We start from the raw sequence: 23,342 nt of genomic DNA on the forward strand, positions 1-23,342 counted from the left end.
TCGATAAATATAATGTTTCAGACTTTTCGAGCCCAAAAGCATGCAGTTATTTCACAAAGTCCACACCAAGTCAAAAACATAAAATTATTTTATTTCGCATCACCTATAAATTTTCTACAATTAAGTTCATTAGTTTTTCTTGAGCCTCATTAAATTTTCTCTGAGCCAACTCAAGCTTATGCCGTTCATTTTTTAAATCATTTACTTTTAAATTTATTGGAAAGTTAAAATAATTGCTTATTTTTAATTCATTGTGCTTCTCATTTATTTCATCAAGGGAAACAGACCGATAATAAGAATGAGCCTGATGCTTGCCCTTGATCAAATCAGCTATTAATCTTATTTCATCTCTATCTAACTCCTTGTTTCGCTTGATATTTGCGCCCATCTGGCTAGCATCTATAAAGTGAACTACTTTTTTATTTACTTTATTTTTATTAAATATCAATAGAACAGTAGGTATGTTTGTGATTTTTAATAAACCTGACGGCAAACCAATAACAGCTTCAATTAAATCAGATTCAAGCAAAAAATCTCTTAACTGAGCATCATAACCACCACGAAATAGCCAACCTTGAGGCATTAACAGAATAGCTCGCCCATTTTCATTCAGATGATATAAAGAATGCTGTATCCACAAGGAATCACTTGCTGAAGTCGGAATTTCGATCTGTTCATTCATTTGAATATATTTAGACGCTTTTATCTTTTCAATAAGCTCTGGAGTCAATCGAACTCCCCAAGGAGCTTGAGTCAAAACAACATCAGCCTTAACTGATTTTTTATGTGAAATTAAGCTATTTCCCAATGAATATTCATTATTAATATTTTTTAATAATAAAATACATTTACCAATAACCACTGCTCTGGGATTAATATCCTCTAAAACAAGGTTTTTAGCATTTATCTGGCTAGTTAGAGCGCAAAGACCAGCAGCTCCGTCATATATTTTTAATTGACTTACATCCCCAAGGATCTCTTTAATAATATCAACTATCACTTGATCCGTAATTGACTCTCCCTCTCCTTTTGAGGCTACTTCTTGAAATGCATAGATTAATTCATCGGCAAATTTATTGCAGTCACTAATATTATTGACATATCTAATTAGCTTGACTAAATCATCCGTTGAAATATATTGATTTAACGATAACAAAAGATGCGATTTATCAGACTTATCGATAAATTCATTTTTTTGAAATAGAGTAATGAGAAATTCTTTTTGATCGCCCAAATCAATATCTCGTAGCCTATCAAAAACTTGTGGGCTTTCTTTGAATATCAATGAAAGAAAAACCAACCAGACAAGAATATCATCAATAGGCAACGTGCTTTTACGTGTCTCATACAAAAATAACTGGAATTCTTTGTGATGAGCATCAAATACTTGATGGTGTTTATTTAGGCTCATGCTGCCTCCTGCATTAAATCCAATATTAATGCGTTGGCAGTCCTTTTTTGCTGTTCAGCAAGATCTAAAGTTGCTTGATAAGCCAACTGAGTTGCATAAAAAATTTCACGAATTTTATTCTGAATTTGCAGATTAGGAACTGGAATCTCCATGCTTTTTAGATTGGAAGTAGGTATGTGTTGAATTACCGCACCTTTGCTTAACTTTAATAAATGCTCTCGCCCAATTTCCGAGTTTAAATACGCAGTAATAACTTCACCTTGAACTTGTGCTTTCTTAGGGCGCAAAATTATAAAGTTCGCACTCGCAATTACCCCCGCATCGGCTATTTCTTTTGTTATAAATCCCACTCTAATTGCTGAACCCCGGGCTAAAACAACAACGTCTTCGCTTTCTAGTATATACCGCCCAGTCTTTTGAGAACTCGATAAATACACCTGCTCCATAGAATGTAATGAAATATGACCATTTTGATCGAGATCATTGCCTCTCATAAGATGAAATGGCTGAATATCGGGATTTTCTAAGTTAGTGTATGCGTTACTGCCAGCCCCTGAAATAATTGTTGTTACTTGTTCTAATTTTCTAATCATGGCATTTCTCTATAATCGTACTTTAAAAAACATTTCGAAGCGAAGTATGGGGACGACTAAATAAATTGTCAATGCTTTTTATGGTACGATTCACAATGATAATTATTATTCATATATTTTTCATAAAGTTATTCAAAGTAAATTATTAATCAATTTATTAATTTTTATAAGAATGGGAGAATCTTAATAAGATAAGAATACACATGACTCATGTAAAAATGAGAAGAGACTAGCTTATAGGAGAACGCATGATTTGTGCATAAATTCGAGCAGCTTCATTTGGGTCAGTTACCTCTTTCAGCGAGGCTTTTACTGATCGGGGTGAAATTTCAAGAGTGACAGGGGTTTGTCCATATATTTTGGGTGCTAGTTTTGACGCTAACCATTTACGTGTATTAATCCTTAATCTAGATCGAGCAATAAATTCACTATTACAAATTTCCTTCCCTTTTCACTACTATCTATGTCCTGACTAGCATCATCAGCAATGTCAATAATTTCATCAATCAACGTTTCCACTTGAAGTGCTTTTGCTTGCGCGTATTGGGTTCTAAATTGTGTATATTTTAAATACCATCGCCGTATTGTCGATTTTTCAGGCATGTCATGATACAAATCACACAGCCTTTGTAATCCGATACTATGAGTAGCTATTCGTTCGCATATAAGATCGCCTAGTGCTTGCGTATAGTCACCTGGACGGCCAGCTTTATTTTTCTTCATAATGACCTCCGATAAATCTTATTAACCAATAGCATTATAATTGACTATTTTACCGTATTTTACAGCAAAAATATCGCTTTTACTGAGTGTGATTGATGTTCTTTTTAGACTTTTGTCCCTTTTCAGAGGGCAGAGTGAACACGGAGAACGATTGCCTTATTGATGATAACTAAGACAATCCAGTAATCTATTCTTAATGTTCTTTGGGAAGAATCCAATAAAGATTGAGAGGTCGATTATCAACTTTTACCTTTTTGGACTGCTTTTTCGCATCATGAAGCCATAATCCATCCAGCATCATTTAACGTCCGTAAGATAAATTTGAAATCATAACCAGCAGCAGCCTCTTTCAGAGCAGAAGAATTAAATAGAGAAGCTCTTCCCTTTTTTATATCTTTCCAGTACCCAGCACGATCACGAACAATTGGTTTTTGATCTATATTGTCGTTATCTCCTGATTTGCTCAAATCATGAAGACCAGAAAAACGACCGTCACCATGGCGTTCAATAAAAGACTGTATACATTCCAGGATTTGCCTTGTTTCTGTTTGTCCTTCCCCTCTAAAATCTTGCCAATATTTCATAAGGTCAAGAATACTTTTCAAAGCTTCTCCTTGTGACCAACCAGTTAATCCATACTCTGTAGCCTTTTCACCAGCCATAGCATAATCAGCTAATTTCTTTAAGCGCTGTAACATTTTGATACTCATTAGCAATATGCAGATCTACAAAGCTACCCCAACGCGCCCGGATATTTTTCTGCTCTTGTGCATAAACTGCTCTTTGATAAGTAGCGATTAATTTGTTTTTGGGTCTTTCCCTATTCGAAAGCAAAATAACCAGCTTTTGGCACCATTAGGACGAATCCGAAGAAATAACCCTTCGCCATCTGGTTTGCGATTCTTTATCTTTTGGATTGTTTTGATGCTCAATATATTTTGCTGTTAATTTAGCCATAATTATTTTTCCTACAAAACAATTGTGCAACGTTGCGTTGCACAATTGTTTTTAACCCTTCATGGCATCTAAATTATAAAACAAAGTGTTATAATTCTATTTTCAATGGCAGTTATCCGGAAATGCCGGATAACTGATTCTGTTTGTAAATGGGGGATCTAATCCTCTCCGGGACGCCAATAATGTATTTGTTTAGCTAGTTATTTAGCAATACGCTCAATTCTGATAGACAGTCATTCTTTAATCCGCCTTTCGACACTTCTTGTAATTGGATTTTCTTATTTCTGTTCACCATAATTACCAAAAGGTCATTGCAAGGGCAGCCCATGGTTCTTTCCTTATTAAATTATAATAATTTTATAGGTCCTAAACCTGAAAAAGGTCATGCAGCTACCCATTTATTTTCTGAAGGAACATTTTCAGAACTGCCTGGGAAGTGGATTGTCAAGATTGCCGATGATCACATGATTGCCAGACACGAGGTGCTGGCACAGGAGCTTTTTCGATTATTCATTCCTCATCAGCAGCAAACACGCATTGCACAGGATGAAACAACCTACTTTGTCTGCTCAGAAAAAATAGAATCATACAGAGACCTCCCTTATGAAGGCAGCCGTTTTGAAAGAGGAGATATTACAGGCTTGGGACAAGCCATGTTGGTTGCAGTTTTTCTTGAGGAAATGGATTTAAAAAATGGTAACATAGGTATTGATGGCCAGAACAGAGTTGTAAAAATTGATGGTGATCAGAGCCTCGCATCTCTTTTGAATTATAATCTTGAATTTAATCTTACATCTGAAACCATTGCTAAATTACCCGCTAAAAGCACATTTTCCGCAAGCAATTGGCTGAATTTTCTTCCAAAAACGCTTTCGATTAATGAACAATACCGCTCTGAAATAAATCAGGCAATGCTAAGAGTTTTAACTTTATCTGATGATTATATCGATAAATTTGTTGAATTTTACATACCTGAAGACAATGAAATAAGCAGAAAGTCATATGCCGAGTTAATCAAAACCCGCAGAGACAATCTAAAAATAGCTGCGCTGGAAAATAGTTCCTTTAGACAGTATATTTTTACTCCTGCAGCGCAAAAAGATTTCAATGAATTTTTGCACCATATCAAATCATTTAACATTGGTGGAGAATCTGTTGTACCAGAATATAGTTCTCAAACAGAATTAAAGGACAATACCAGCCTGAAGGATTTACAGGCAGCGGCAACTTTACCAATATTGAATGCGTTAAATGAACAACTGGAACTGATAAACAGTGGAACGATACAACCCGTAATAGACCTGGCTCCATTGGCGGATGAAGTGAACACCATAATTGCTGATGCAATAAAGATAAAAAATACCCTGGACCAGGAACTAAAAGAGCTAGAGAATAATCAGAAAAATCAATTGGATTCCGTTTATAAGCTATATATTCAACTCAAAACACAAGAACTCTTGCCATTGGAGACTCAGAGTGACAGCGTTAAGGAATACAAAGAATTTCTAAAGACAAAAATTAATCCTCTGTTAGAAGAATATGTTGCGATTCTACAAGGAAGCGGATATCAGGCATCCTATATGCTACATAAATTTCCTGATGATGAAGAATGGGCTCGTTTTGACTTTCCAGAAGCGAAACGCGCGAAAGAGAGTCTGAACATCATTAAATTAATGATAGGAAACAGATCCGGGATTGAATCAGCGTTAGGCGCTATAGACTATAGTATCAGGATGGCGAAGCAGTATGATCTATCCACTGCGTCCGAAGAGTTTTTGCTATTGTCGAAAGATAGATTTGTTAAAGGAATAATGGATACCAATTTACGAGAGAACATCCTTAAACTAAGCAAACATGCTGCAGAGCGCTACTCCACACTCGCTCCTGTTATAACACCCAATTGGAGGATTATACAAAGTGAACAAGTGACTGTAAGGAAATTGTTGTCAGAGATTAGCAAACATGTAGCCGCTCTGGAGAACGTACCTTCTATATTATCAGACTCTACAGAATATCTGAGAATTTTAGAACAATCTCTACAGAACCTAAGAAATTTAAAAGAAAAGATCAAGGAACAAAACGATCTGCAAAAAGAGATCGATCCTTCGTTTTTAAATGAAATAGAAAGCCGACTACAGAAGATTGTAGAGGGTATAAAACAAGATGAATTGATAAAAGCCAGTAAACCTACAGATGCCCCCACTCCAGGGAACCCATCGAATAGCGTTAGCGTTCCCAATAATTTTAAAATCAGAAATAATGTTATACGAGTACCTGAAGATGATCGGAAAGAAAATATTACTGCTGTATGTAATATATTAAATAATGATGATCTGATGAAAGGCCTGGATGGAACTGTACCAATTCTTATTCAGGAGATACGAGATTTAGCGAATGCTATTGATTATTCAGATGAAGAAAATATCTCTCACACACTTCTTGCAATTAAGATAAAAATTCGCGACGCAGGTCAATTCGAGAGCACTGAGCATGTTAATGAGGTACTTGATTCCTTTAGACATTCCAATCATTTAAGCTTCAAAGAAATTCGACACGATTTAGAGAAGAATGCCGTTTTTAAAGAACAAATTGAATCGATTAATGCAGGGTCGATTTCACGACCCTAATGCATTTTTTTTCCATTAGGTACAAGGGGATTAATCGTAGCCAGGCATATGGCCCCTTCCGAATCTGAGAAGCCGACCAGCAGAAATTGTGAGGTAAACCCCGCGATATTTTTCTCTCCCAGGTTTACACAGCCTATCACTGTTTTCCCGGTTAGAGACTCTGGCGTGTAGTGTACTGTGATTTGAGCGGAGGTTTGCAGTACGCCGATCTCCGGTCCAAAATCAACCCAGACTTTATAGGCCGGTTTCCTGGCCCTTGTAAATGGCTCAACTTTTACAATGGTGCCTGATCGTAAATCAACTTTTTCAAATTCATCATACGATATTGTCATTCTGTACTCCTTAGCTAGCTTTAACGCCTGCGAGAATGATAAACAATAATCTGCAAAAGAATAAGCCCCTCTCTTCTAACTGATGGAAAAGTAGAATAATTTGTTCTGTAGTGCTATAAAGGCCATTGTCATCGCCTCTTGTGGCAGAAACATTAATTGGTTAATTGGCAGGAGCATTTTTGTGAATAATTGCACCAGATTGCCCACTTTGAATAACTGGTAAGGAAAGTCAGATGTCTCAGCCTGTGTTTGTGAACCGAATATTGAACATGAAAAAGATTAAGTATATTGGTCTGGATATGGATCATACACTTATTCGATATAATACAGAGAACTTTGAGGCTCTCGTTTATCAAATCGTCGTCAGGAAACTGGTTGAGCAAAAAAAATATCCATCAGCTGTCTTAAACTTTAGCTTTAACTTTTCAGATGCAATTCGCGGACTGATTATAGACAGTAAAAATGGAAATATTCTTAAGTTAAGCCGTTATGGTGCTATACGACAAAGCTATCACGGCACCCGTCTAATCAGCTTTGCCGAGCAGAAAGAAATCTATCGCAGCACCTATGTAGATTTAAAAGATAGCAATTACATGGCAATTGATACCTCATTCTCGATTGCGTTCTGCGTTTTGTATGGCCAATTAGTGGATTACAAAGATGAGTCTCCGGATGAATTGCCCAGCTATTCAGAAATTGCCCGTGACGTTCTATATTGTGTGGATACAGCTCACTCAGACGGCAGTATAAAAAACTACATCGCACAACATCTGGAAAGTTTCGTACAAAAAGACCCTGAGCTTGTGGATGGATTGAAGCGCTATGTTCATTATGGTAAGAAGATTTTTATACTGACGAATTCTGATTATTTTTATTCCAAGCTTTTACTCGATTTTGCCATCAATCCTTTCCTCGGCCAAAATGAAACCTGGCAGGATTTTTTTGAGATAGTCATAACGCTTGCCAATAAACCCCGCTTTTTTTATGACAATCTTCGCTTTCTGACGGTTAACCCGCAGGATGGCACGATGACAAACACGAATGGTTTGATTAGTCATGGTATTTATCAGGGAGGTAATGCCAGAAAATTTACCGACGATCTGCAGTTAAATGGTGATGAAATTCTCTATATTGGAGATCACATTTACGGCGACATACTTCGTCTGAAAAAAGATTGCAACTGGCGTACTGCTCTGGTTGTCGAGGAGCTTGGCGAAGAAATTCAGGCACAGGTCAATTCTCTTCCGATTGAGGAGGAAATTATTGCCTCAATGAATGCAAAGAAAAAACTGGAGAAACAATATGTCGAACTTCACTCCAGAATTATCGAAGAGCATTTCGAGGAAGGAAAAGAACTTTTAAGCGAACTGCAACAAAAAATTGTGGCCATTGACACCGAGATCTCGTCCTTGTTACAAAAACAGCAAACCTTTTATAACAAACGCTGGGGCAGAACATTTCGAGCTGGCGCGGAGGAGAGTTATTTTGCCTATCAAGTGGATCGTTTCGCCTGCATATATATGGAAAAACTGACTGATTTGTTTGCTCAATCCCCTATCACTTATTTTCGAGCTTATCGCCGGCTTCTTGCCCATGATATAGAAGTGCCCAACGAGGAAGCGGCTGTCTAGCCTGAGAAATTGTTGATTTTATAAACTATACTTTTCCTAGTGATCGCTGAATAGTAACCAGGAAAAGTATAAAGCATGCAAATTCAATCATTTCAGTATATTAAAAATAAAGGATGGAGTGTCGAAAGCTTCCCACAAATTGATTCAGTAAATACCTTGGTATTAGTGTTTTCCTCCCCTTTTTTTCTTAATTATCAGGTTCCTTTAAGACAGTTGGCTGATACCTACAAGAAATCGAAGATAATTGGATGCTCCACTGCGGGGGAAATATTTGGTTCTCACATTGTCGATGAAAGCCTGGCAGTAGCGGTTATAAAGTTTGAAAAAACAACACTTCGCTTATGCACGGCCAAAGTAGCCCAACCCTCAGAATCCCATAAAGCAGGCGAACTGATTGCAAATGAATTAAAAAGCCCGGATCTGCGGAGTATTTTTGTTTTATCTGATGGCTTAACCGTAAATGGTACTGCTCTGGTAAAGGGTTTAAATGCCAACACCCAGAAGGGTTTGATTATTACTGGAGGACTGGCGGCAGACGGCAGCCATTTCAGCAATACCTGGACATTATGTAATGGTGAAATTGTTGACAATTACGTAGTAGCGGTAGGATTTTATGGTAATCATATCCATGTAGGCCACGCCTCACAGGGAGGCTGGGATATTTTTGGCCCGGCGAGGCGCATCACGCGGTCTGAAGGAAATATTTTATACGAGCTGGATAATCAACCCGCCCTGCAGTTATATAAAGAATATCTGGGAGAACGGGCAGCAGAATTACCTGCCTCCGGGTTACTGTATCCTCTGGCGATAAAAGATGGAAATACCAAAAATCCAGTACAGCTGGTCAGAACAATTCTGGGAGTCGATGAAAAAACACAGTCTCTGATATTTGCTGGTGACATGCCGATGGGCTATCAGGCTCAATTAATGCGGGCTAATTTCGATCGCTTGATAACCAGTGCATATGAAGCAGGTGAATTGGCAAAAAACAGACTCTATGACAAAGAGGAACCATTAAATAGGCCGGTTTTGGCAATTGCCGTAAGTTGCGTAGGAAGACGTTTATTGTTAGGAGAGCGAATCGAAGAAGAAACTGAATCTACTTTGGAAGCCCTGCCTCCCATGACCACACAGATTGGATTTTATTCCTATGGCGAGCTTAGCCCTTTTAATCTGGGAAGCTGTGAATTACATAATCAAACCATGACCCTGACAACGTATTATGAAAGCAATTAATTGTAAATCGCTGTTACATGAGAGAGAAATGCGATGGAAGTTCATAAGCTCTTAGCGAGACAGTTAAACCGACTGCAATTGAAAATTGACGAGTTGCCGCCTGATTTGGATAAATGGCAAGAGTTGATTTCTCGTATTAATAAAACCTATCAGGAAGCAGATCAGGACAGATATCTGATAGAACGGTCGATGGATATTTCTTCTCGGGAAATGCAGATGCTCAATGAGAAACTCGAGCAGGCTCAGCATATCGCAAAAATGGGCTACTGGTTTTATGACAATAATAGCGGTAATGCCATCTGGTCTAAGGAACTTTATAGAATTATTGATCTGGACCCTTTGCATGGAGCTCCAGACTACAACGAGTTTTTCAAGCTGGTACACCCTGATCATCACGACTTGCTTCAAAAGCTGGTGAGCAATGCTATAAACATGCAAATTAATTATGACTGCGAAATTAAAATTAAAGACTCTACAGGTGAATACCGATGGTTTCACATTATTGCTCACTGTCTTGAAGAGCCTGGCCAACTAACCGGAATTATCAGAGATATTCACAAAGAAAAAGAAGCAGAAGAAAAAATTCGAGAATTGCATGATCAGTTTATGCAATCCGCCAGACGAGCAGGTATGTCCGAAGTAGCGACATCAATTTTACATAATATCGGCAATATTTTAAACAGCTCCAATCTTTCTATAAATATCTTAAGAGATGAGTTTAAACAACCTTATTATAAGAAATTGGGACAAGTAATTGAAATGATTAGCAATAACGAAAAAGGTTTAGCCCACTACTTTGATAAGGATCCCAAGGGCAGATTGATCCCACAATACTTGTTAAAATTAAACGAGATTATTATAGAAAACAATCAAAAATGCGAAGCAGAAATTGCTAATATCAGCAGAGATTTACATCATATTAAAGATATCGTTTCGATGCAGCAATGTTTCAGCGGCGTACCCGGAGTCCAGGAAAAAATTTTCATTCCGGATATCATCGACACTGCCTTACAGTTGTCAATTAATTTGGCACGAGATACGTTCATTGAAGTTAAAAAAAATCTTGAGCCCGTATTTATTGTTTCAGATAAATCCAAGTTGCTACAAATATTAGTTAATTTAATTCGCAATGCAAAAGATGCCGTTTTAAGCAATATTAACAAGAATAAGGAAATTGAAGTAATCGCTCAAAAGCATAATGACAGCATCCATATTACCGTAAAAGATAATGGTTCAGGAATTGACCCTGAGAATTTGAATAAAATATTTTCCTTTGGTTTTACCACCAAAACAGAGGGCCATGGTTTTGGCTTGCATAGCTCGGGATTGTCCACTCAGGAAATGGGCGGCTCATTGACGGCCCACAGTGAAGGATTGGGTAGAGGCGCAGTATTTAAGTTAACACTACCCTCTCAGAAAAGTAATCTTCAACCGAAACGGATTTTCAATGAATGACATCGAATTACGCATTATTATTATTGATGATAATCCCGCCATTCATCAGGATTTCATCAAAGTATTGACTACGGAAAAAAGGTCTCCACTGTTTGATAAACTGGATATGGAGTTATTTGGCGATTCCCAACCCAAAGAAAATCTTAACTTTCTACCAGAGTTTCAAATTGATACAGCATCACAGGGAATGGAAGGTGTTGAAAAAATTAAGACCGCCTATTACTCAGGAAAACCCTATGCACTCGCTTTTGTAGATATCCGCATGCCTCCAGGCTGGGATGGAATTGAAACAATTAAGCGCATGTGGGAAATTGACCGGGAAATTCAGGTCGTTATTTGTTCCGCCTATTCGGATTACTCATGGGAAGAAACTGTCACTAATTTGGGGATGACAGATAATCTGCTTGTTCTTAAAAAACCATTCGACAAAGTAGCTGTGCGCCAACTGGCCTGTGCATTGACCAAGAAATGGATCTTGTCCAAAGAATCCAAAAGCCATACAGAATCCTTAAATCGCATTGTTAAAGAAAGAACGGAGTCCTTGCAACAATCGCTTTCGCTATTGCGGGCAACCATTGAGTCTTCCGCCGATGGCATTCTGGTAGTTAATCTGGATAAAAAAATTATAGATTACAATACTAAATTTGTTGCTATGTGGGAATTGCCAGAATCAGTTATGGATTTAGGTAATGAAACATTAATGTTGGAATACATGGTTGAGCAGCTGCAGGATGCGGATGAGTTTTTAAGCCAGATTGACCATCTGTCTAACAATATCAATGAAATTAGTCAAGTTGTTGTCAAATTCAAAACAGGTAAGATTCTCGAATGCCGTTCTCAACCCCACAAAATAAATTACGATACCGTGGGCCGGGTCTGGAGTTTTCGCGATATAACCGATCAGGCACTGCTGGAACAGAAACTTGAATATCAGGCCACACACGATCCTCTGACAGGGCTGCCCAATCGGGTATTACTCTATGATCGCATTCAGCAGGCTATTGCTTCCTCTGCCAGGCATGATCGCTATTTCGCAATTATTTTTTTCGATCTTGACCGTTTTAAACTGGTGAATGATAGTTACAGCCATCAGTTTGGCGACGAATTATTATGCGCTGTAGCCAAACGACTCTCTTCATTAGTCAGAGAAGAAGACACTTTGGCACGTTTGGGCGGTGATGAATTTGTCATGCTGATTCCTGAGTTGAATAAATCAGAAGCAAGCCTGAATGTAGCGCATAAGATTTTAATGCTCTTTACCCAGCCCTTCATGATTATGGGTAAGGAAGTTAATACCAGTGCAAGTATCGGCATCAGTATTTATCCTACAGATGGCAAAACAGCAAATACCCTGCTAAAACACGCAGATTTGGCAATGTACATGGCCAAAGAGCAAGGCGGTAATCAGCTCAAATTTTATATTAATCAGCTTAATCACCAGAGTTTGAAGCGCCTGAAACAGGAAAATGAATTGCGCCGGGCAATAAGCAATCAGGAATTCTTCCTGCTTTATCAGCCCCAGTTTGATATGAATGAGACACGCTTGTTAGCATTAGAAGCTCTGATACGATGGCAGCATCCAGAAAAAGGCGTTATTTTACCCCTGGATTTCATTCCAGTAGCAGAAGATTCCGGGCTCATTATCCCGATTGGTGAATGGGTAATTCGTGAAGTCTGCCGACAAATAATTGAGTGGCGCGACCGTGGGCTCCCACTGGTTCGAGTGGCTGTGAATGTCGCCACACATCAGCTAAAACAGTGGAATTTTGCTGAAACAGTTCAATCGATTCTTAATGAATATCAAATCCCGCCAGAATATCTGGAAATTGAAATTACAGAAAATGTGATTATTACTCATGTGGAGGTCCAGCGCATGATACATGAACTAAATAAAATTGGAGTAAAAATCGTACTGGATGATTTTGGTACCGGTAACTCCAGTCTCAATTATCTGAAACAAATTCACATAGATCGCCTGAAAATCGATCAGTCATTCGTACAGAATATTTCAAAATCCAGAAGCGACGAAGTCATTATCGAAGCGATCATCGCAATGGCCAGAAGCCTGAATTTTCGAGTATTGGCCGAGGGAGTGGAAAGCGAAAACCAGATGAACTTTCTCAAAGATCAGGAATGCGATGAAATTCAAGGCTATCTGCTTAGCAGACCTTTAAACGCAGATTCAATGGAACAACTGCTAAGAAAAGCGAGTATTGCCACAAAAAAAGAGGATTAGGTTCCTCCACCTGTATCTTGAGCGCTCCAGTACATAATAAATGGCGCAGCAGAACTAGCGCGCCTCTCAAGCACTTTATTTAGGACGCTTTCTTTTGGTAGATGATGAGGAGTTTGAAGAAGCGCGACTGGGTGAAAATCCTGGCGCTACTGGGCCTGATCTACCACCAGAAACATTTTCTAATTCTTTATCCGATATCAGTTTATCTTTAAATCTATGACCTGATTTCTTGTTTCCCATTGTAATCTCTGATAGAAATATGTACATCAAGTATAGGTTATATTTTGAGGCTTAAAGTCCCTGCTAAACTGGTAGCATACAAACTTCTGTAAATGATTTAAAATCAATGTAGAATTCAATAATCTGCTACGATTTCTACAATAGTATTCATGAAAGACAATCGCACCGAATTTTCTAAAAATGTAATCAGACTCATTCGTTCGGTACCTGAAGGCAGTGTTGCCACTTATGGACTTATCGCCAGACTCGCCGGTAGTCCGCAGGGAGCTCGCGGAGTGGGCTGGCTGCTTCATTCCTGTACCGATAAACATGAGCTTCCTTGGCATCGAATTATTAAATCAAACGGACAGTTATCATTTCCACAATCCTCTCCCCTTTTCGAGACTCAGAAAAGCAAGCTCGAAGCAGAAGGTGTTATTGTCGAAAAGGGTAAAGTTGATTTAAAAATCTTTCTTTGGGATGATAAGTAATGAATTTAAAATCAAAATGAGCACCCCGTTGCTTGACTCCATTTTGGGTATAAGCAAGACCGCGAGTTCTTATTATAATTTAGATCCTATGTAGCCTGGTTGGCGCCTTGCGACAACCGGGTTTTTTCAGTATAAGTTTCAAGAAACCCCGGTTGTCGCAAGGCGCCAACCAGGCTACGCTGCTGCTTAGAGCTGATCCAGATTCAGGAGATCCTTCACTGCGTTCAGGAGGACGTTGAGACGACCAGAGGTTACCCCAATATTGAAGTGATATTGATTAGAGGTAATTAAATACGGTTAACCCCTGAATGCGGGCAAAGCTTTGCTGGGCAGCTTGCAGAAATATCAGCTGAAGATTTAAATTAACAGCAGTTTCATTTAAATCTGCATTCTCCAACCCGTCCAATGTGCTATGGCTAACTAGCAATAAATCGTCATTTAATTTTTCGACGATACTTAACTGATTGAGCCTGGTTCCCGTTTGAGCCTGGAAAGCAAGCAAGTTATCCAGACTACTGTCTAACTGTTCTAAAATCTGGTTATTTTCAGTTTCAATAGCCGCCTTATTAGCAGGAGTGGTCACTGGCTGTTTTAAATTATTAATCATCCGCTCCACGGTAGAAAAAACAGATTCGTTTCTGGCGGGGGTAATTAAGAAATCATCTCCAGGGTTGGGCATTCCACTTACCTTAAACTGGATTCCATTAAAGCTTATTGATTCCCCGTCTGAATATAAAGGCGCATCATCGGGATTTCCGCTAGGCGGGATGACATTACCCACATTCGCACCGCTTACCATATACACCAATTGATTAGAACTGTTCAAACTGAATTGCAGTGTATAATTATCAGGTACATAAGGCGTCGAGTTAACAATCCCTCCTGAACTCACGACCCCGGTTCCCGTATTAGGCGCACCAGTTGCATTGATTGCAAAATAGCCATTCCCATTACGAATACGCATAAACACATCCGAACCCGCGTCATTCAGTGCCACACCCATACTGTCAGTCACATTCTGAAAACGTTGGGTGTCATCGCCATTGTAAACATACTGGCCACTACTGTCTTTACTAAAAGACTGCGTTCCAGTTAAGCCGCCGCTGAACATATAATAGCCATTACTATCCTGACTGTTAGACAAATCAAGCAGTTGATTAAGCAATGTTTGGGCTTCACCGGCTATGGAAAGGCGATCAGCTTCTGAGAGTGCAGAATTGCCGGCTTGTACCTGCAGTTCTCTGATGCGCTGCACCACATTTACTGTATTTCCCAGAACCTGCTCCTCAAGACTGACAGCCGCCTGGGCGCCCTCTTTATTTTTCTGAAGTTGTTCGGTAGCAGCAATTCGTCGTTTCATTAAACTGATTTTGGCCGCGGCAATTGGATCATCCGAAGGCGACTGAACTTTTTTACCAGAAGACAGCTGGCCCTGATATTTGGAGACCTGTAGCTGCTGCTCAAGGATATTATCCAGGCCGCGTCTGTAAATCTGATTAGTTGATATACGCATGATCTACCTCATTGCCGCAAATAGGACATCCATCATTTCACTGGCTACAGTAAGTAATTTACTGGCCGCCTGGTAAGCCTGTTCAAATTGAATGAGATTGGCTGCTTCCTCATCCAGATTCACCGCACTCTTGCTGTCTCTGAAATCCAGGGCCTGCTTATGCAATATATCGGCAGCCTCACTGCGCAGTTTAGCCTGATTGGTTTTACTACCGACTTGCGCCAATAAATTAGCGTAGCGATCCGAGAGATTTTCAGTTCCGCCTTCAAACAAGTTTGCTTTCTGTATGGCCGCAAGCTTAAGACCATTGCGATTGTCTCCAAAACCATTGGTATTATAGGAGGCATTAAATTGATCTCCTGCAGAAGGTCTGCCTGAAAGAACGATGGAATAGGATGGATTTAACGCATCAGGTATTTGCACCAGATTATCGGAATCTGGGGTAAAACTAAAGGGACCACTCGTCACTGCATCAGTTAGATTGACCAGGTTATACTGCGTATCTGAAATAAATTCAATGCGAAAATCCTTGTTCACATTGCTGGAATTCAGTATATCACCCAACTCTATCCTTCCCTGTCCTGAATTGCCAAGTGCCGCCTGCACACGGACTGGAGAAGCCAGGGCGAACTCCTTGGAATCACTGATGGCCAACTCCAGCTTGCCAGCCGCTCCTTTGGTTGGATTAAAATAATAACGATCGCCATTCGCCATATTGGCGAGATTGTCAATCGAAATGGTCATCCCATCTATCTGCAATTGACCTGCTGGAGGTGCAGGGGGTGAGCTTGTTAAATTCATTACAAAGGATTGATTATCTGATTTTCTTAAAATGCGTACCTCATTGCTTCCTGTATCGGTTACAAATAGCTCATAATCACTTAATTTAAGCTGAGTAAGGTCTGAGAGGTTTACTGACATGCCACCGGTGCCGGTGTTAAGCGATGAGGGTATGGCGCGGGCTATTTGGCTCATGGCATCATTGAAATCGGTAAATACATTTTTGCCAATTGCATTATTCATATCCATACCCAGTCTTTGCTGCTGGTTGAACTGGCTTGCCAAACCTATTGCCATTTGTCCCAAAAGCTCGCTGGCTTGCTTTAACACTGTATCTTCAAAATCCAGCAATCCTCCAATCATCCCTGAATGAAGATTATCAGTCACATCAATGAAAGCAGTTCCGTTTTGAATTGCCAGACGAGACCCGCTTTGTCCATTAAATCCTGGTAGCACTGCAAGATTTCGCTGGTTGGTTCCGTTGACCAAAACCTCACCGCTCCCAATAGCCACACTAATGCCTGCGTTTCCATCATCAACTACAATAACGTCTGTATATTGGGAAAGCTGACGTAATAACTCATCGCGGGTGTCCAGTAATTCAGGGGAGTTTCCGACAACGCTTATTTTTTCATTTAACTTCGCTATATCTGCAGTTAAACGGTTAATCTGATTGGCTGCTTCATCAAGTTGCTGGCTATTGTTATGCTGATACTCATCCAGACGAAGCTGCATTGCTCTGAATTGTTCAACTAATAAACGACTTTGATTTAATGCTACACCTCGGGAGGCCGTATTATCAGGCGACTCATTAAGCTGCCCCAATGCATTAAAAAAGTTTTGTAGCGTGGTCGAAATACTGGTGCCATCCTGGGAAAGCAATTTGTCAATCTGAGAGGCCTGCTCGAAAAAAATATCGTATTGTGACTTGGTAGTTAAGGTTTCCCTGACTTGCTGCGTTGCAAAACGATCGCTATTGCGCTTCACTTCAGCCGGATTTACGCCCGCGCCGATAAACGATCCGGCAAACCGCTGTGAGGGCAGGCTTTTTAACAGCAGCATTTGTCTGGTATAGCCAGGTGTTTTTGAATTTGAAATATTATTGGCGGTGAGATCCAGGCCCCGCTGAAAAGCCAGGAGTCCGGAAGTTGCTATATTCAGAATATTTGCCATGCTGTCTTTCTCCTATCCGACAGTTTACAAGGTGAATGCAAACCATGCTCTAGTCAACTTTACAATAAACCATTACGTTCTAAAGCCTGTTGCAACTCTCCTCCATTATATATTGACAAAATTTTAGAAGCATAGGAAGGATCGGTGGCATAACCCGCCTGATGCAATTCATTAATGTAGCGTTGGGGATCTGCAGTATTCGCAAGAGCTGCCTCATAGCGGCTGTCGCCTTTGATTAAATCAATGTAGTCACTGAAACTATGACCGGGAGTCGCATAACGTTTAAAAGAGGCATTCATCCTAATCGGCGTATCAGCGATGTATTCCGTCGTTCTGATCTCTACCGAGTTTTCCTTATCCCCCAGTACTCCCTTTATATTAAACAAATTATTACTGCTTAAGCCATTTTCATCTTTAATAATGTGTTTTCCCCATCCTGTTTCAAGGGCAGCCTGCGCCATCAAAATTTTAGGATCAAGACCTATCGCACTGGCAGCCTGACGTGCATAAGGCCAGACGGATTTTACAAAATCATCGATACTGCCAGCGTTTTCAGGCTTGAGGGAAGAAGTCGCTGGATGGAGGTTTTTCAGATAGCGATCTGCTGAAATCCCTGGCGTGGAGTCCGCAGCATTCGTCACCTGAGCACCGCCTAAGGTTTTTTCCAGTTGCTGAGCCAGCATGCTCGCAAGACCGATACTTTGTCTGCTTGTAATATTATTGACATATTGACCATCCAGCATCTCCTGGAAAGTTTCCTGGTGCTTTCCCCTTAGCGGGTTACTGTCATCAAGGAAATGCTGGCTCATTCGCATGCTTTTTAGCATTGACTGCAAAAATATTGCTTCGAACTGTCTGGCTACTTCGGGCAGAGCTTGCCTCGAATCCGTTTGAGCTTTATATCTCAAGTCATTCAATTGTTTAAAATCGCTAACTGCAATCCCTTCTATCGTCATTATTTTTCCTGCTTTAATTTACGCTTGAATTCTTAATCTCTACGTTCTGCGGTTTATCCGGCGTTGTTGCATAAATGTAACCAAGCTAATAGCCCTGTCGTCTTTGCGAACGAAGTGAAGCAATCCAGATCTAACCTTGAATAAAGTATGGAGCTAGATTGCTTCGCTAACGCTCGCAAAGACGGTTTTTTGTGCAGCACCTATCTTCCTTTATAGCGGGACGTAGCACTCCTAAATTACGGAAGCTGACAACTAATTTATATCACAATCAATGTGGCATTCAGTGCGCCTGCCTGTTTTAAAGCCTCCAGTATGGCGATGATGTCGCCGGGGGCTGCTCCTACTGAATTTAATGTTTTCACAATATCCTGCAAATTGGCACCAGGCGCGAATACAAAGGCGCGGTTATTCTTTTGCTGCACATTAATTTGTGTTTCCGGTGTAACGACTGTCCGCCCGTTTGCAAATGGATTGGGTTGGCTTACCAGGGGGTTCTCGCTGATAGTGACAATCAGATTTCCATGAGAAACGGCTGCCGGCTTGACCTTTACCAATTGATTAATCACCACGGTACCCGTTCGCGCATTAATAATAACCTTGGCTTCAGCTTCACCCGGAAGAAATTCAATATTCTCCAGTACCGACACATAATCAACACGCTGTGACATCAAGCGAGGTGCGGTGATTTCAATAGAGGCGGCATCAAGAGGATGGGCCGTTTCGGGACCCATCATCTCATTGATTGCGTCACTCATACGTTTTGCTGTTGTAAAATCAGGAACCCGCAGATTATAGGTAAGCGTTCTCGAAAAATAGAAGGGGTTTGGAATATCCACTTCAACGGTTGCTCCATTGGGAATTCGTCCGCCACTTGGAACATTCACTGTGACACTGGAACCATCCTCTCCGGTAACACTAAGCCCCACAACCACCACGTTACCCTGTGCCATCGCATAAACCCGGCCGTCAGCCCCTTTCAAGGGAGTAAGCAGCAAGGTGCCGCCCCGTAAACTTTTTGAATCACCGATAGACGACACATTGACATCAATGGTCTGCCCTTTTTTCATAAACGAGGTCAGATTGGCAGTCACCATTACAGCGGCTATGTTTTTTGAATTGAGTTTTGTGCCTGGTGGAATATTAATTCCCAGTTGCGTCAGCATGTTACCGAAACTTTGCTCTGTAAACTTGGTGCCGGCTCGATCACCGGTGCCATCAAGACCTACCATTAAACCATAGCCAACCAACTGGTTGGTGCGTACCCCCGCCAGTGTTGCGACATCCTTAATGCGTTCAGCATGAAGAGAGCCAAAGCATGATAAAAAAAGTAAGGCATAAATTCTTAGCATGTACTATCCATATTCAATCCATCAACCCATACCGGAAGGACGCTATACAGGAAACCAGGGGCCCCATAGAAAACGGGAAAACCAGCCCTGAGCATTGGTATTATTCACTTGTCCTGTTCCACCATAATAGATACGCGCATTGGCAATACGGTCTGATGTGATCACATTATTCGGAGAGATATCCTGCGGTCTGATAATTCCAGAAAGGCGTACAAACTCTTTACCCTGATTAATCTGGATCCATTTTTCACCCTGGACAACCATGTTGCCATTGGCAAGTACCTTGGCTACCGTCACGGAGATGCTGCCTGCCAGTTTATTGTTTTGTACTGATTGCCCATCGCCGTCAAATTGACGCTTGGCATTAATGTCAAAATCAGCGCTATAGCCAGAACCAAAATCAATAGGCCGCCCCATAAATTTGGCGGTCAGAATCTGCATTTTGTCATTCTTTCGTTGTCGGGTGGTCGCTTGTTTTTTCGCATCCGTTTTTTCAATAAGCAGTACAGTGACAATATCCCCTGCGTGTCTGGCCCTGGGGGTTTCAAATAAGGGCAAAGCACTTTCAGCGCTGTAAATTGCCCCGCTCATGTATTTGCTTTTTTTGACATCGGGGGTCACCGGATAAGTGGGCGCATACTCAGGATCAGTACCGGCAATTGGTGGATGAAATAATTCACAGCCTGCCAGGAGGCTGATTAAAACACCAGTTGATACAATGCGTAATAAACCCATTACTGTTCCATTAGACCGTTTGCGTCAGATATTGCAACATATTATCCACAGTCTGAATGCCTTTTGCTGTAATTTCATAGGCACGCTGAGCCTGAATCATGTTAACCAATTCTTCAACCACGTTCACATTGGAGGCTTCAAGCGATCCCTGAAGCAGGGTTCCCAATCCATTATTTCCGGGATTGTCGGTCTGCGCCGGACCACTGGCCTGGGTTTCTAAAAAGAGATTTTGTCCAATGGGCTGTAAACCGGTGGCATTAATAAAATCGCTCAACTGAATCTGACCGATCTGTGTTGGTATATTATTTCCGGCAGTCAAGGCACTAACAGTACCATCTGTTCCAATGGTGAGACTTATCATTTGCTCGGGTATGGTAATCGGCGGTTGTATGACATAGCCATCCGCCGTAACAATCTGGCCCTGTGAATCAATCTGCAAGGTGCCATCCCGTGTATACGCCTGTGTGCCATCAGGCAGTAGAACCTGCATAAAACCTCGTCCCTGTATCGCAATGTCGAGAGAGTTTTGAGTATTTTGAATGCTTCCCTGAGTGAACACTTTCTGTGTAGCGGCCATCCGCACACCGGTTCCCATATTAATACCCGTAGGAATTTCTGTACTTTGTGTAGCCTGAGCCCCTGCCTGACGCAGGTTTTGATATATCAGATCTTCAAATACTGCCCGCCCCTTCTTGAAGCCGGTTGTATTGACGTTCGCCAGATTATTGGCAATATTGGCAATTGTTTTATCCTGAGCTTCTAGCCCGGTTTTACTGACCCACAGTGCAGGTTCCATTGCTTTTCCTCAAATCCTGTTCACATAGCCGCCTAGAGTTGCAAAATCTGCGCCAGCTTCTGTGAATTTTCATTAACTGTCTGAATTATCTGCATTTCCGCATCAAATTCTCTTCCCACCTCAATCATATGAACCATTTCGTTCACTGCATTGATATTACTGCCTTCCAATGCGCCGGGAGTAATCATAATATCAGCATCTGCCGGGGCCACGCCACCTTTTTGAAGCCGCATTAAGCCATCGCCTCCCTTAACCAGCTCGGTGTTTTTGACTCTTACCAGTTTTAGGCGGTCGAGAACAGCGAGTTCATCAGGCTTCCCGTCCAGCGGAACGATTGAAATAGTGCCGTCACTGCCGATCTCTATCTTTTGCGCGGGTGGAATCGATATTGGGCCGCCATCGCCTAAAACAGGCCTGCCATTAGACGTTATCAGCATGCCATTTTCATTAATCTGAAAACTTCCCGCACGCGTATAAGCCTCTTTTCCTGAACTATCCTGCACAGCAAACCAACCTTCTCCCTGCACAGCGACATCCAAATCTCTTCCCGTTGTCAGTAAGGGGCCGGGGGTGAAATCGCTGGCGTTCACGTCTGCAACAACCAGAGCTCCGCCATTCAGATTCTCTTTATTAAAATACATACTCGAGGCCTGAGCCATATCAGCCTTAAATCCCGGCGTGTTGGAATTAGCAAGATTATTCCCAATTAATGACTGGCGATCCATATTATGCAGAGCGCCGTTCATTGCATTGTACAAAAGAGGGTCCATCTCAACTCCGTTTATCGAATATTAATAATGGTTTGCGCAAGAGCATCCGCTGTGCGTATGGTTTGCGCATTGGCCTGAAAATTACGCTGCGCCGTAATGAGATTGACAAGCTCACTCGTTAAGTCCACATTGGAATTTTCAAGAGCACCGGACTGAATAAGTCCAAGGCTCGCGGTTCCCGGCGCTCCGATTAGTGCCTGTCCTGAGCCCGATGTCTCAGCCCAGTTGGTATCGCCAAGATTCTGCAAACCATCCGGATTGGCAAAATTGGCGAGTTGAACCTGTCCCATTGCACGCGACTGTCCATTGGTATACGTCCCAAAAACAATCCCTTCCTCATTAATATCAAGACCATCCAGCCTGCCAGTTGTGTAGCCATCCTGAACATTCTCCTGTACAGCGAAAGGACTGCCAAATTGTGTTGTGTCAGACAAATCGACATCAAAACTTAATGCATTTGCGCCATTATTTAAGGCCATGCTCAATGGAATCACGTTATTGGCTAAGGGAGTATTGGAAGTATCGCTAACCCCGGCAAATGATCCGTCAGAATTAAAATTGACACGATATAAATTGTCAATATTCTGACTCCCCACATTGGCTGGAACATTCTGATTATCAATCTGGAAGGCGATATACCATTGATTAGCAGTTCCTGCAGGTGAAGCCGCATTGGGATCACCGACAGCAGCATCCGCATTGGCCCGGATGAAATACATTGACAGAACATGTGAGTTACCCAAACTGTCGTAAATCGTTGACGAGGCGACATTATTGTAAGTGTCGGTGGCAGGATTGCTGCCGCCAGCCCAGTCCACAGAGGGCGGTGTCGCATTGGCATACAGATTAAAGCCAGCAGTCACTCTGGAAGTGGCCTGAGGATTAATATTGGCAGTCTGAACCTTTAAATCGCCGCTTAGTGTGGTAATTTGTCCATTATCATCAGCGGTGTATCCAACAAGACGCTGATTAGAGCTGTTCACAATATATCCGTCTTTATTAACACCGAATGCCCCTGCTCTCGAATATACTCTTGAGCCCTGATCATTTAAAACAAAAAAACCAGAGCCGCTGATTGCCAGATCCAGACTGTTATTACTGAACACGAACTGGCCCTGCCCAAACATTTGCTGGACACGCGCCAGGCGGGCTCCATTACCGATTGCATAACGTCCGCCGCCAAAACTTCCGGTAGAATAGACATCTGCAAATTCTGCGCGCGAACTTTTAAATCCGTATGTAGAGGCGTTGGCTATATTATTACCGGTAACCTCCAGGTCTTTTGAAGCGGCTTGAATTCCACTGATCGCTGTTCCGAAAACCATATTTGCCTCCTGCATTATTTAACAGGTCATCACT

General features: G+C 41.2%; 22 protein-coding genes. 6 read left to right on the top strand and 16 right to left on the bottom strand.

Annotation, left to right across the window (positions count from 1 at the left end; translation table 11 throughout):
• Nucleotides 1-103: 103 nt before the first annotated feature.
• From B1207_RS02890 to B1207_RS16190, 6 genes are all read right to left on the bottom strand, one after another.
• Complete coding sequence (locus B1207_RS02890) at nt 104-1,411, bottom strand: HsdM family class I SAM-dependent methyltransferase (RefSeq protein ID WP_112218498.1); 1,308 nt, start codon at nt 1,409-1,411, stop codon at nt 104-106.
• Nucleotides 1,408-2,004 (bottom strand): restriction endonuclease subunit S, encoded by a 597-nt coding sequence (locus tag B1207_RS02895; protein WP_112218499.1) that lies wholly within the window; start codon nt 2,002-2,004, stop codon nt 1,408-1,410. The genes B1207_RS02890 and B1207_RS02895 overlap by 4 nt, the downstream gene beginning before the upstream one ends.
• 229 nt (nt 2,005-2,233) lie before the next feature.
• A complete protein-coding gene (locus B1207_RS16185; RefSeq protein ID WP_367379929.1) occupies nt 2,234-2,443 on the bottom strand; it encodes a hypothetical protein in 210 nt (69 codons plus the stop codon).
• A complete protein-coding gene (locus B1207_RS02900) occupies nt 2,407-2,727 on the bottom strand; it encodes a hypothetical protein (protein WP_112218500.1) in 321 nt (106 codons plus the stop codon). The genes B1207_RS16185 and B1207_RS02900 overlap by 37 nt, the downstream gene beginning before the upstream one ends.
• A 272-nt stretch (nt 2,728-2,999) precedes the next feature.
• Nucleotides 3,000-3,425 carry a hypothetical protein gene (locus B1207_RS02905; protein WP_112218501.1) on the bottom strand — a complete coding sequence of 142 codons (426 nt, stop codon included), beginning with the start codon at nt 3,423-3,425 and terminating at the stop codon, nt 3,000-3,002.
• Nucleotides 3,426-3,524: 99 nt separating this feature from the next.
• Nucleotides 3,525-3,659, bottom strand: coding sequence for an Arm DNA-binding domain-containing protein (locus B1207_RS16190; RefSeq protein ID WP_172458089.1), 135 nt, complete (start codon nt 3,657-3,659; stop codon nt 3,525-3,527).
• A gap of 705 nt (nt 3,660-4,364) precedes the next feature.
• Between B1207_RS16190 and B1207_RS02915 the strand changes: the two genes are divergently transcribed.
• Nucleotides 4,365-6,311 carry a hypothetical protein gene (locus tag B1207_RS02915; RefSeq protein ID WP_253255773.1) on the top strand — a complete coding sequence of 649 codons (1,947 nt, stop codon included), beginning with the start codon at nt 4,365-4,367 and terminating at the stop codon, nt 6,309-6,311.
• On the opposite strand, the gene B1207_RS02920 is transcribed toward B1207_RS02915, so the two are convergent.
• The gene (locus B1207_RS02920) at nt 6,308-6,643 is read right to left on the bottom strand and encodes a tRNA-binding protein (RefSeq protein WP_112218504.1); all 336 of its coding nucleotides are present in this window, start codon (nt 6,641-6,643) and stop codon (nt 6,308-6,310) included. The two genes, B1207_RS02915 and B1207_RS02920, sit on opposite strands and share 4 nt — an antisense overlap.
• 233 nt (nt 6,644-6,876) lie before the next feature.
• Between B1207_RS02920 and B1207_RS02925 the strand changes: the two genes are divergently transcribed.
• The 4 genes from B1207_RS02925 (at nt 6,877) to B1207_RS02940 (ending at nt 13,201) form a co-directional block, all read left to right on the top strand.
• The gene (locus B1207_RS02925; protein WP_112218505.1) at nt 6,877-8,274 is read left to right on the top strand and encodes an HAD-IG family 5'-nucleotidase; all 1,398 of its coding nucleotides are present in this window, start codon (nt 6,877-6,879) and stop codon (nt 8,272-8,274) included.
• 75 nt (nt 8,275-8,349) lie between these two features.
• On the top strand, nt 8,350-9,510 hold the full coding sequence (locus B1207_RS02930; RefSeq protein WP_112218506.1) for an FIST signal transduction protein: 1,161 nt from the start codon (nt 8,350-8,352) through the stop codon (nt 9,508-9,510).
• A gap of 33 nt (nt 9,511-9,543) precedes the next feature.
• Nucleotides 9,544-10,965 (top strand): sensor histidine kinase, encoded by a 1,422-nt coding sequence (locus tag B1207_RS02935; protein WP_112218507.1) that lies wholly within the window; start codon nt 9,544-9,546, stop codon nt 10,963-10,965.
• Nucleotides 10,958-13,201, top strand: coding sequence for an EAL domain-containing protein (locus tag B1207_RS02940; RefSeq protein WP_112218508.1), 2,244 nt, complete (start codon nt 10,958-10,960; stop codon nt 13,199-13,201). The genes B1207_RS02935 and B1207_RS02940 overlap by 8 nt, the downstream gene beginning before the upstream one ends.
• 75 nt (nt 13,202-13,276) lie before the next feature.
• Here the strand turns inward: B1207_RS02940 and B1207_RS02945 are convergent, their stop codons facing one another.
• A complete protein-coding gene (locus tag B1207_RS02945; RefSeq protein WP_172458090.1) occupies nt 13,277-13,441 on the bottom strand; it encodes a bacteriocin in 165 nt (54 codons plus the stop codon).
• Between the two features lie 149 nt (nt 13,442-13,590).
• On the opposite strand from B1207_RS02945, the gene B1207_RS02950 reads away from it, so the two are divergent.
• Complete coding sequence (locus B1207_RS02950; protein ID WP_112218510.1) at nt 13,591-13,911, top strand: MGMT family protein; 321 nt, start codon at nt 13,591-13,593, stop codon at nt 13,909-13,911.
• A gap of 277 nt (nt 13,912-14,188) precedes the next feature.
• Here the strand turns inward: B1207_RS02950 and flgL are convergent, their stop codons facing one another.
• The 8 genes from flgL to flgE all read right to left on the bottom strand — a co-directional run bounded on the left by flgL (nt 14,189) and on the right by flgE (nt 23,308).
• On the bottom strand, nt 14,189-15,424 hold the full coding sequence (gene flgL, locus B1207_RS02955) for a flagellar hook-associated protein FlgL (protein WP_112218511.1): 1,236 nt from the start codon (nt 15,422-15,424) through the stop codon (nt 14,189-14,191).
• Between the two features lie 3 nt (nt 15,425-15,427).
• Nucleotides 15,428-17,377: a flagellar hook-associated protein FlgK gene (flgK, locus tag B1207_RS02960; protein WP_112218512.1), complete on the bottom strand. Its 1,950-nt coding sequence runs from the start codon at nt 17,375-17,377 to the stop codon at nt 15,428-15,430.
• A 59-nt stretch (nt 17,378-17,436) separates the two neighbouring features.
• Nucleotides 17,437-18,333 (bottom strand): flagellar assembly peptidoglycan hydrolase FlgJ, encoded by an 897-nt coding sequence (gene flgJ / locus B1207_RS02965; RefSeq protein ID WP_112218513.1) that lies wholly within the window; start codon nt 18,331-18,333, stop codon nt 17,437-17,439.
• 257 nt (nt 18,334-18,590) lie between these two features.
• Nucleotides 18,591-19,682, bottom strand: a complete 1,092-nt coding sequence (locus B1207_RS02970) for a flagellar basal body P-ring protein FlgI (RefSeq protein WP_112218514.1) — start codon at nt 19,680-19,682, stop codon at nt 18,591-18,593.
• 42 nt (nt 19,683-19,724) lie between these two features.
• Complete coding sequence (locus B1207_RS02975; RefSeq protein WP_112218515.1) at nt 19,725-20,417, bottom strand: flagellar basal body L-ring protein FlgH; 693 nt, start codon at nt 20,415-20,417, stop codon at nt 19,725-19,727.
• A 10-nt stretch (nt 20,418-20,427) separates the two neighbouring features.
• Entirely contained in the window at nt 20,428-21,213 is a 786-nt protein-coding gene (gene flgG, locus B1207_RS02980) for a flagellar basal-body rod protein FlgG (protein ID WP_112218516.1), read from the bottom strand.
• Between the two features lie 32 nt (nt 21,214-21,245).
• Nucleotides 21,246-21,983 (bottom strand): flagellar basal-body rod protein FlgF, encoded by a 738-nt coding sequence (flgF, locus tag B1207_RS02985; RefSeq protein WP_112218517.1) that lies wholly within the window; start codon nt 21,981-21,983, stop codon nt 21,246-21,248.
• A gap of 11 nt (nt 21,984-21,994) precedes the next feature.
• Nucleotides 21,995-23,308, bottom strand: a complete 1,314-nt coding sequence (flgE, locus tag B1207_RS02990; RefSeq protein WP_112218518.1) for a flagellar hook protein FlgE — start codon at nt 23,306-23,308, stop codon at nt 21,995-21,997.
• Between the last annotated feature and the right edge of the window lie 34 nt (nt 23,309-23,342).

Origin of the sequence: Legionella quinlivanii (assembly GCF_003265995.1) — a bacterium.
Lineage (GTDB): Bacteria > Pseudomonadota > Gammaproteobacteria > Legionellales > Legionellaceae > Legionella_C > Legionella_C quinlivanii_A.